Source organism: Streptomyces sp. LS1784 (assembly GCF_020103755.1).
In the GTDB taxonomy this organism is placed as follows: domain Bacteria; phylum Actinomycetota; class Actinomycetes; order Streptomycetales; family Streptomycetaceae; genus Kitasatospora.
The window spans coordinates 1-9,326 of record NZ_JAHSQD010000326.1; the positions used below are offsets into that span (position 1 = coordinate 1).

The following is a 9,326-nucleotide window of genomic DNA, read 5'->3' on the forward strand; positions in this document are numbered from 1 at the left end:
CGGCGGCCGGGCGAGTGGCACGGGAGCGGGTCGCCCGCCCGAGCGGCCCGGCCCGAACGACTCCTCGTCCACGACCGGCAGCGCCGGAGCGAGCGCGTCGAGCCGTTCGAACGGCTCCGGCAGGCGCGGGCGCACCCGTACCCCGGCCCGGTCCCCGCTCGGGCCGTCCTTCGCCACCAGGCGGTCGAAGTGGTCAGGCATCTGCACACAGCTCCAGGTAGTAGCGGCGCCGCAGCGGGCTGAGCGCCAGGATCTCCGCCTCGCTCCAGCCGTAGGCGGTGGCCAGGAGGTGGACGTCGAGCAGGGTCGACCGGGCCCAGTCGTCCAGCTCCTCCCAGAGGTAGGAGGCGATGTCCAACTCGGCGAGGGCCTGCTCGCCGCACTCGGGGCAGCTGAGGTTCAGCCGGACGTCCGCGCAGGGGTCGGCCGCGGCGGCGGCCTCGGCCACGCGCCGCTGGACCGGTTCGGGGAGCTGCCGGGCGGCGACCGGCTCCCCGCCGTGCTCGGCGGTCAGCACGCACCGCTCCAGTACAACGGCCCGGGCCTGGCCTGCGGGGGCCTGTTCGGCGGCGGCCAGGTCGCCGGGGGTGGGCAGCCGGAAGCCGACCTGCCAGCCGTCCAGCTCCACCCGCAGCGGGCCGTCCGCCGGCCGCGCGGCACCGACCACCTGCCCGGCGTCGAAGGCGAACTCCATCTCCTCCGCGCAACTCGGGCAGCCGACCCGCACGTTGAGCAGTTCGCCGAACAACTCGGCGCGCAGGCAGAACAGTTCTGCGTCCCGCCGGCCGATCGGTACGGCCAGCAGTTCCTCCGTCCCGGCGCCCGGACGGGCGACGGTGTGCAGCAGCAGGGCCCGCCCGGTGCGGCCGGCCGCCAGCCCGGCCTCCCAGGCGGCCAGCAGGGCGGCCTCCCCGGCGAGTTCCATCGGTCGGCCGCTCAGGCCGGCTGCTGGAACGAGGGCTCTTCCGGCTCGGGCGTCTCCTCGTCCCGCTCCCAGCCCTCCACCTCCAGCTTGAGGCTCTGGATCGCCACCGCGTTGGCGTTGGCGTCCAGTTCGCCGAGCACCTGGTACTCACTCGGCCAGGCACGGTACAGCTTGTGGGCGACCGCCACCTGACCGGCCTCGTTGAGCACCTGGATCACCAGGTCCTTGCGGAAGTCCCGCAACGAGACCTCCGCCCCGCGGCCCGCGCCGACCATCCAGACCTTGTTGGCCCAGCGGTCGAACTCCGGGTCGTGGGTGACCCCGCGCTCCAGGGTGACCGCCTCGAAGTCGGTGCGCCCCGGCGACTTGCGCGGTGCGCTCGGATCGCCCCCGCTGCGGTGCTTCACCACCTCGGTGGTGCGCTTGAGCGGGCTGATCTTGCTGATTCCGGCGACGACCCGACCGTCCCAGACGACCAGGAACTTGAAGTTCTTGTACGGATCGAACCGGTGTGGATTGACGGTGAACTCGACCATGGAGATCCTAAACCTCGAACTGTCCGGCGAGCTGCTCGATCTTGACGATCACGAATTCCGCGGGCTTGAGTGGCGCGAATCCGACCACGACGTTCACCACGCCGCGATTGATGTCGTCCTGCGTAGTGGTGTCCTTGTCGCACTTGACGAAATAGGCCGAGCGCGCCGACGTGCCCTGGAACGCGCCCTGCTGGAACAGCGAGTGCAGGAACGCGCCCACGTTCAGCCGGATCTGCGCCCACAGCCGCTCGTCGTTGGGCTCGAACACGACCCATTTGGTGCCGCGGTAGAGGCTCTCCTCCAGCATCAGCGCCAGGCGCCGCACCGGGACGTACTTCCACTGCGAGCTGAGCGCGTCGGCGCCCGCCATGGTCCGCGCGCCCCACGCCACCGGGCCCACCACCGGGAACGTCCGCAGGCAGTTCACCGCGAGCGGGTTCAGCAGGCCGTTCTCCCGGTCCGTCAGCGGGACGGTCAGCGCGCGTACCCCGGGCAGTCCGGCCTCGGTGCCCGCGGGTGCCTTCCACACGCCCCGCTGGCCGTCGGTGCGTGCCATCACGCCGGCGATGGTGCCCGACGGCGGGAAGCTGCGCAGCCGGCCGGTGAGCGGGTCGACCAGCTCCAGGTGCGGGAAGTACAGCGCGGCGTGGTCGTTGCGCACCGAGTCGAAGGCGGACAGGCCCGCCCGGGCGGCGTCCAGCGTCGTCCACGCCTGCGGCGAGTCGACGATCAGGAACATCCGCTGCTCCACGCAGAGTGCCTGGGCGGCCGAGACGACCGTGACGGCATCGTCCACGCTGGCGTAGCCGGCCAGTTCCGGCAGCACCAGCAGGTTGACGTCCGGCACGTCGCGCAGGGCCTGGATGCCGGTCTTGCCGGCCTCGCTACCGATCAGGTCCGTCATGCCGGGGGCTCCGCCGTCCTGGCCGCCGGCGAGGGCGAGGACCGGCGGGTTGACCGAGCCCTCCAGTCCGAGGTTGTTGGCGGCCTCACCGAGGAAGCGCACCACGTCGGCCGGGTCGGTGGAGCCGGCGACGACCTGGAGCTGCCGCCCGAACACGCTCACCCGGGTGCCCGCGAAGGCCCGCTTGCCCGGGGCGTCGGGCAGGGCCCGCAGCTTGCGCTCCAGCAGCAGGGCGAGTTCGGGGACGGTGGTCGGCGCGGTGCCGTCCGCGGCGGGGTCGTAGATCGTGACGGTCCGCGAGACGTCGGCGATCTTCACCTGGATCTCGTGGGTGAGGTCCGGCAGGGTGGCCGCGAAGGGCTTGGAGACGGTGCCCACCGGGTCCGGCCGGCTCTCCGCCAGCACCTTGACCCGGACGACAGTCGAGCCGCTGTTCACCACCGTCTCGGCGAACCGGGGGCTGGCGGCCCGGACCGACAGGTCCGCGAAGGACTCCCGGACGGCGCCGGAGGTGTCGAAGACCTGGAGGTTGAAGGTCTCGGCCGGGGTCGGCGTCCGGTAGTCCACGGCGACCCGCAGCCCCCCGCCCCAGTGCCCCGGCTCGACGGCCGTGACCTCCAGGGCCGGGGTGGCGGTGGAGGTCTGCGTCGAGTTGAGCGTGACGCCCGCGGCGGCGCCGGTGCCGGCCGCCGCGACCCGGACCACCATCCCGACCGAGCCCCCGTTGAGGAAGAACTGCTGGACGGCGTAGCTGACCGGGCTCTGACTCGCGAGTCCGCCGAAACGGCGTTCGAAGTCCGCGAAACTGGTGATGGTGACCGGCTGGTTGAGCGGGCCGCGCCGGGTGGCCCCGACGAAGGCGGTCACCGAGGTGCTCACCGCGGTGATGGTACGGACGCCGCTGGGAAGCTCTTCGATGTAGACGCCCGGGTAGGTCGGTGTCGTCGGCAAATTCCCCCTCCGTTCACTTCGTGCATCAAGAGGCCGGTGAAATGGGATCCGGATGCATTGGTGGCAGGCTCAGTCTCGGATTCAGGCGACAATTCGTCAAGACATGAACAGAAAAGGCTAATTGTAATACCGGGCCTTTTCGGGGGTTGCGGAATTGGGCATTCCGCAACCCCTGTGCTGGTGCCAGTCAGCCGCCTTCGGGCAGGTTCCGGTAGTCGGGTCGGGCCGGCGTGGGGTCCGGCGGCGTCGCTGCGGGTGCGGGTGCGGGTGCGGGTGCGGGCGTAGGCGTGGGTGCAGGTGCGGGCTCAGGCGCCGGAGCCGGCGCGGGCGTAGGCGTGGGTGCAGGTGCGGACGGCGCAGGCGTAGGTGCGGCAGGCGTGGGTGCAGGTGTGGCCGGCGTGGGCGCGGGGACCGGCGGCTGGTAGGACGGCGGCCGGGCGGCCCCCAGGAACCAGCCCCAGCTCGCGCCGAACCGGTGCTCCAGGAACCGGAACGCGGCGTAGTAGACCGTGCCGAAGCCGGTGACCAGGGCGGAGGTGACGGAGGCGTTGTCCAGGTGGATTCCGAGCCGCGCGGCCTGCACCACGAGGAACGCGACGATGTAGGGAACGCACGTGCGCCACAGGGACAGGGCGAGTTGGTACATCTGTCCTCCTCGGCCGACGTCAGCCGGCGACGGTGAAGCCGTGCGCCTGGCCGAGCCGGGTCAGCGAGTTGATGCCGGGTATGCCGTCCGCCTGCTGCCCGCTGTACCCGTACCGGCGCTGCAGCGCGGAGTAGGCGTCGATGGTCCGGGTGCCGAACGAGCCGTCGGCCCACTGCCGGTCGAGCAGCTCCTCGGCGACGAGGGCCCGCTCCACCGTGTACACGTCGTCGGCGTGCGTGGTGGCGCCCTGGGGCGCGTCCGGGTCCTGGCGGGCCGCCGCGACCACCCGCGACTTCGACACCTCGGCCAGCGGGATCGGCCCGCCGAGCAGCCGGCGCAGCGAGGACTCGCCGGGCACGCCGTCCGCGTCCCCGCCGGAGTAGCCCAGACTGCGCTGGTAGTCGGCGTAGTTGAGGGTGTCGGCGTCGGTCCAGTCCGGTCCCGGGCCCTGCCCGTAGTGTGAGCCGAAACCCGCCGCCACCAGCGCCTCGCCGACGATGGTGACCTGCGGACCGTGCGCGCCGTAGCCGTACGACAGGCCGCCGACGTCCTTCCGGTACCGGGCCGGGGTCGGGTCTGGGACCGGGTCCGGCTGGGGCGCGGGCTGTTGGGGTGGGGTGACCACCGTGCCGGAGGGGCGCGGCGCACCCGACGTCACCCAGGCGTACAGCGCCGGGCCGGGGCAGTCGGTCGAGTAGCCGTCCTGGTGCCCCTTGATCTCCGGGCCCGCCGGGCCCTGCTGCTCGCAGTACTCGATCGCGTCCCGCAGCCCGTTGAGCTGTTCCGGGGTGGGCACGGTCGAGCCGGAGGAGCCGACCAGCCCGCACACCGCGTAGTGAGCCTCGTTGAGCGGGACGTCGCCGTTGGCGCTGTTGCGCCGGTTCAGCCCGCGGCCCTCGAACACGTGGCCGTGCTCGCAGACCACGAAGCTGTAGCCGATGTCCGACCAGCCGTCGTCGTCCATGTGTGAGGCCTGGAGGCGCCGTACGTAGGCCGGGCAGGTGTCGTGGGTGTCGAAGGTGTACGTCGTGCCGAGGTAGTGCACCTTCACTCCGGCGCGCGGACCGGCGTACGGGATCGAACCGTTAGGCTCGCGCCAGGGCCGCGCGCCCCACTGGTCCCGGTCCACCAGCTGCAGCCCCGGCCAGCCGGGCGACTGCGGCCCCGGGGTCGGCGCGGGTGGCTCGGGGTCCGGGGCCCGGCCGGCGCCGGCCCACGCCCGCAACTCGTCCAGCGAGCCGTTGAACATGTCCGCGTCGAGTGGGTCGTCGCTGTACTGGTGGAAGCGCCAGGACGCCTGGATGCGCGGCGAACCCGCGGAAACGTAGTCCGCTATCCACAGGAAGTCGCCGGCGTTGTCGTCCGTCCGGAACCAGTAGTCCCGGTTGGTGTAGAGCCCGACCAGGCGGTCCGGGTAACGCTGCTTGACCGCCGCCAGCCACCGGTTCTTCGCCTCGGTCGCGTCGCCGTCGCCGACCGACTGTCCGTACGGCTCGAAGTCCAGCACCAGCAGCTCGCCCGCGGGCACCTGCCCCACGACCTGGCAGAAGTGCTCCACCTCACCCTCGACCGGGTTCTCCGCGTGCAGGAAGTGGTAGTGCCCGACCACCAGCCCGCGCCCCCGGGCGTCCGCGAGTTTGTCGGCGTACCCCGACTGGCCGGTGTGGCCGCCTTCGGTGGCCTTGATGAAGACGAACTCCGCGTCCCCCGGAATGCCCGACTGGAAGTCGGAGACGTCATAACCCTTCGCGTATGCCATCAGGATGCTCCCCCTTTGCGCCGATGGCAGCCACGGCCGACCGGCCCCATCCCCCGGGGCGCGCGACGCCGGCCAGGGCGTCATGCTCACTCCACAGTAGAACTGACTTAACGTCAACTCCCCTGATTTGAAGGTGTTCTGTGGGTTATGCGAGCCTCCTGCGGCGGCCCGCTCCGCAGGCCTGTGCCACTGGCACATCCACCGGACGACACGCCGCGGCGAGGGTGTTCGGGGGTCCTGTCCGGTGGTCAGGGGGTCATGGTCAGGCCCGCCGAGGCGGCGCCCCGGCTGAGCGCCGCCGAGCGGATGCGCTTCAGCGCCCGGGCGTAGTCGGCGCGGCCGGGGTCGCGGCGGGCGGGGTGGAGGTGAACCGGGCGATCGAGCTCCAGTTGCCGTGCAGGTCCTCGGCGCCGTCGTAGGTGAACATGTGTCCGGCGAGCTGGTCGCTGCGGCGTCCCCACGACGACCGGTTGCGTGCGGAGATCGAGTCGGGATAACGGGAGAGCCGGATGGCGGTCCTGGTCGCGGACTCCTCCGCAGGAAAGACACGATCCCTGTGGGAAGCCGTTCGGCAGCTTCCGGAGCCCTGGCATGTCTGGCGCCCGGCAGGTCCCATGGAGCTGATGCGTACCCTGGACGGCGAATGCCCCTTGGCGAACACCGTGCTGTGGTTCAACGAATCCCAGCGCTTCCTCGCCGTGCCCGATGGGGCAGTCGCCGAGGCGGTCACGGCCCTGCTCCTCGATCCCGGTCGTGGTCCCGTCCTCGTGCTCGGCACGCTGTGGCGCGACACGTTCGCCACCCTCACAGCGGAAAAGGACGGTTCGGTCCGTTCGCCGACGGCGGCGTTGCTCAACCCGGCGACTGTCATCGGCTGACGGCGAGGGCGAGGGCCCAAGCGTGACCGTCACCCCTGACAGACACACCCCGTGGCTGGACGACCCGGCCAATCCCGTCCCCACGAGGGGCTGACCCCCAAGACCCCCACTCCCGGACACCCCAGACCTCCGTCAGTGACGGGCTGGGCCCCCGCCCCGTCGACCGCTCGGAAGGCCGGCGGAGCGGGGCCTCCGGGCTCATGCGACGAGCGCGTAGCTGGCGAGCACCAGCAGCGCCGTCACCCCCCGCGACATCACCGCCGCCTTCCTCACCATGGCCGGCGGCGCCACCCCGCCGCCCGCCGTCCCCGACAAGATCGCCTTCCTCGGCGGCCAGGTCCTCACCCACCGCCTCTTCGCCGCCATGTACGAGCTGCTCGCCGACCACCACCACGAGGCGAACCCGTGCCCGTCCGTCCTCGTCGACCTGCCCTGACCTGGCGCCCGCCCCGGGGGCCAGTACGAGGCCTACTACTCGGACCGGCCGGCCGGCCGGCCAGCTCTGCCAGGCCGGCGAAGATGTGTCCTGACGCTCGCTGTGGAAGTACACCCGTCGCCGGTTGCTCACCCGGCCCTGGTCGAAGCACGTGCAGACGTCTCGGCAGGACTCGCTGTCTGGGGCCGAATTCGCCGTGTCACCCCACCGATTGGTGTGTGATGCCGACTCTGCTTCATTCGCCATGGCACCAAGATACGAAGAGGCGGGCGAGACGGATCAGTGGGGGCCTGCGGCTTGGCCCGATCACAAGATCAGCGCCAGAGCCCGTTATTCCCCAGGCTGTGACCGGGTGAGGTTGGAACCGACCTTGTCGAGCATCTGACCGAGCAGGTGAAGGGCTCGGGCTCTGGTGGGTGCTCCGCGGGATGTTCCGCGCCAGTGAGCATTGGTGAACTTCTCGACGGCAGCGAGCGTCTCGTCGTCGTGCTGGGCGGCCATCACCAGAGCGAACCGCACGTAGTCGCCGGTGTCCGTGCCGAGCGGGTGCTGGTCAATGAATTGCCGCAGGCGTGGTGTCAGTGCCGGCAACGTCCGGTCCGTTGGGAAGACCACGGCGAGCCCCGCAAGGGCGAGTCGCACTGCCGGGCATTCGGCTTCCCAGCGAGCCAGGAGGCTTGGGGCGCTGGCCTCGACAGCTGAACGGGTCCGGGCCTCGCTGTCTGGATCCGCGCAGGTGGGAGTCTCGGGCCAGCACCGGGCCAGATGACGTTCCGCGACTGTTGCGGCGCTGAAGAGGAGGTCCATCGCTCCAAACCGGTGCCGGGGGGGGATCCGGTCGTCAAGAGCCAGGGCCGCAAGCAGCTGGACCCCCTCGGCTGTTCCCGGTTGGCAGGTGTCCTGGTGCAGGATCACGCTGTAGAAGTCGCTGAGGAACCAGAAGTCGTTCTCCCAGAACGGATCCGCCAAGGGCTCGAACAGCATTGCCGCCTGCGGCGCCCGGCGCCCGGCGGGCAGACGGTCGGTGATGACGTCCCGGAAGATCCGTCGGATCGGCGGACCGAAGACGCGACCGGTCCTCCATGCCTCCTGGAGGTCTTCGCCGGTCGCGTTGTCCGGCAGATCGCGCGGGGCTGGTGCGGGAGTGAAGTGGTTGCTCATGGCCTGCGCAGCGTACTGCGGCGAGGTTTCAGTCGGGTCTGGCGGCCTCGCCCTTGGCCGTCGGGTTCCTGGGTCGCTTGTTGGGGCGGTAGCTGGGGCCGTTCATGATGACCTGGTGGCTGGTGTTGATCAGCCGGTCCAGCAGGGACTCGGCGACGACGGGGTTGGGGAAGAGGGGACACCAGCCGCTGGGAGCCCGGTTGCTGGTGATGATCAGGGAACGGCCCTGTCGTTCGCTGACCAGCTCGTAGAGGTCGTTGGCCTGGGCAGCGGTGAGCTGGCGCATCGCGAAGTCGTCGAGGATGAGGACGTCGGGGCGGACCAACTCGCGGATCCGCTTGTCCCAGGTGCGGTTCGCGTGGCCACCGGCCAGCTCGGCCAGGACGCGTCTGGTCTTGGTGAAGCGGGCGTTCGCGCCCTGGCGGATGGCGAGGTGGCCCAGGGCCTGGGCGACGTGTGTCGTTCCGACCCCGCCCGTTATCTGGGGGTCAAGCGCTCGGTCCAGGCGATCGCCCTGGTGGTGACGTCGAAGACATAGATGCAAGGGTTGATCTTGTCCGCTACGTTTTGTCCGTGGCGAATCAGCAGCAGGGCGGCGGCCAGGGCGACATCCTCGACTCCAGGACGTGCGGTTGGTGCGGGGAGCAGATGACCTACCCGCCGCGGTTCGGCCGGGACAGCCAGGAGTTGTGCGCCGCGTGCGGCGCGTGCTTGTGCGACGAGGAGTGCGACTGCCCACTGACGAACGCGTGACCCGATCCTCGTTTCGCAAACCCCTCCAGTCGATCATGGTTCCCACGGCGATTGGTGTCCTGCCGGACCGGATCTGGTCGGATGAGGAGTGGGAGCGCATCCAACTCGGTTACCGGTCCCGGGGTATGGATGAGAAGTGGAACGTTGTCGTTGAGGGCGATGTCGTGTTCCTGCACCGGAGCTGGACCGGCTTTGGCGTCTTTGAAGCGACGTTCGCACCTGTCGAGGGCGGTGGCTGGCGGATCGCCTCAGAGGACGTTAAGTCCCCTTTCTCTCGGTTCGTGATCGCTCGTTCGTGTGAACGTCGGCCGTACTGGCGTGCCAGTCGGGGCCCGGGTGATGTTCTGCGGCTCATGGACAGACGGGCGTACCCGAGC

Annotated in this window: 10 protein-coding genes and 2 pseudogenes; 4 read left to right on the plus strand and 8 right to left on the minus strand. The window is 70.6% G+C overall.

Annotation, left to right across the window (positions count from 1 at the left end; all coding sequences use genetic code 11):
• The 6 genes and pseudogenes from KS423_RS29250 to KS423_RS29275 all read right to left on the minus strand — a co-directional run.
• Positions 1-201: pseudogene (locus KS423_RS29250) on the minus strand (hypothetical protein); the annotation flags it as partial.
• Positions 194-925: a hypothetical protein gene (locus tag KS423_RS29255; protein ID WP_224282783.1), complete on the minus strand. Its 732-nt coding sequence runs from the start codon at positions 923-925 to the stop codon at positions 194-196. The pseudogene KS423_RS29250 and the gene KS423_RS29255, both read right to left, overlap by 8 nt.
• An 11-nt stretch (positions 926-936) precedes the next feature.
• Positions 937-1,461, minus strand: a complete 525-nt coding sequence (locus KS423_RS29260; protein ID WP_049649365.1) for a phage tail protein — start codon at positions 1,459-1,461, stop codon at positions 937-939.
• A gap of 7 nt (positions 1,462-1,468) precedes the next feature.
• Positions 1,469-3,316 (minus strand): phage tail sheath C-terminal domain-containing protein, encoded by a 1,848-nt coding sequence (locus tag KS423_RS29265; protein WP_224282784.1) that lies wholly within the window; start codon positions 3,314-3,316, stop codon positions 1,469-1,471.
• A gap of 187 nt (positions 3,317-3,503) precedes the next feature.
• A complete protein-coding gene (locus KS423_RS29270; RefSeq protein ID WP_224282785.1) occupies positions 3,504-3,962 on the minus strand; it encodes a hypothetical protein in 459 nt (152 codons plus the stop codon).
• Between the two features lie 19 nt (positions 3,963-3,981).
• Positions 3,982-5,721 (minus strand): peptidoglycan-binding protein, encoded by a 1,740-nt coding sequence (locus KS423_RS29275; RefSeq protein ID WP_224282786.1) that lies wholly within the window; start codon positions 5,719-5,721, stop codon positions 3,982-3,984.
• Positions 5,722-6,344: 623 nt separating this feature from the next.
• Here KS423_RS29275 and KS423_RS29280 point away from each other — a divergent pair.
• Positions 6,345-6,599 carry a hypothetical protein gene (locus tag KS423_RS29280; protein WP_224282787.1) on the plus strand — a complete coding sequence of 85 codons (255 nt, stop codon included), beginning with the start codon at positions 6,345-6,347 and terminating at the stop codon, positions 6,597-6,599.
• A 274-nt stretch (positions 6,600-6,873) separates the two neighbouring features.
• Complete coding sequence (locus KS423_RS29285) at positions 6,874-7,035, plus strand: hypothetical protein (RefSeq protein ID WP_224282788.1); 162 nt, start codon at positions 6,874-6,876, stop codon at positions 7,033-7,035.
• Positions 7,036-7,365: 330 nt separating this feature from the next.
• On the opposite strand, the gene KS423_RS29290 is transcribed toward KS423_RS29285, so the two are convergent.
• Entirely contained in the window at positions 7,366-8,196 is an 831-nt protein-coding gene (locus KS423_RS29290; protein WP_224282789.1) for a hypothetical protein, read from the minus strand.
• Positions 8,197-8,224: 28 nt separating this feature from the next.
• Positions 8,225-8,740 (minus strand): ATP-binding protein, encoded by a 516-nt coding sequence (locus KS423_RS29295; protein ID WP_308020262.1) that lies wholly within the window; start codon positions 8,738-8,740, stop codon positions 8,225-8,227.
• Between the two features lie 29 nt (positions 8,741-8,769).
• Between KS423_RS29295 and KS423_RS29300 the strand changes: the two genes are divergently transcribed.
• Both KS423_RS29300 and KS423_RS29305 read left to right on the plus strand, forming a co-directional pair.
• Positions 8,770-8,949, plus strand: coding sequence for a hypothetical protein (locus tag KS423_RS29300; protein ID WP_224282790.1), 180 nt, complete (start codon positions 8,770-8,772; stop codon positions 8,947-8,949).
• Positions 8,946-9,326, plus strand: a pseudogene (locus KS423_RS29305) (hypothetical protein); the annotation flags it as partial. The gene KS423_RS29300 and the pseudogene KS423_RS29305, both read left to right, overlap by 4 nt.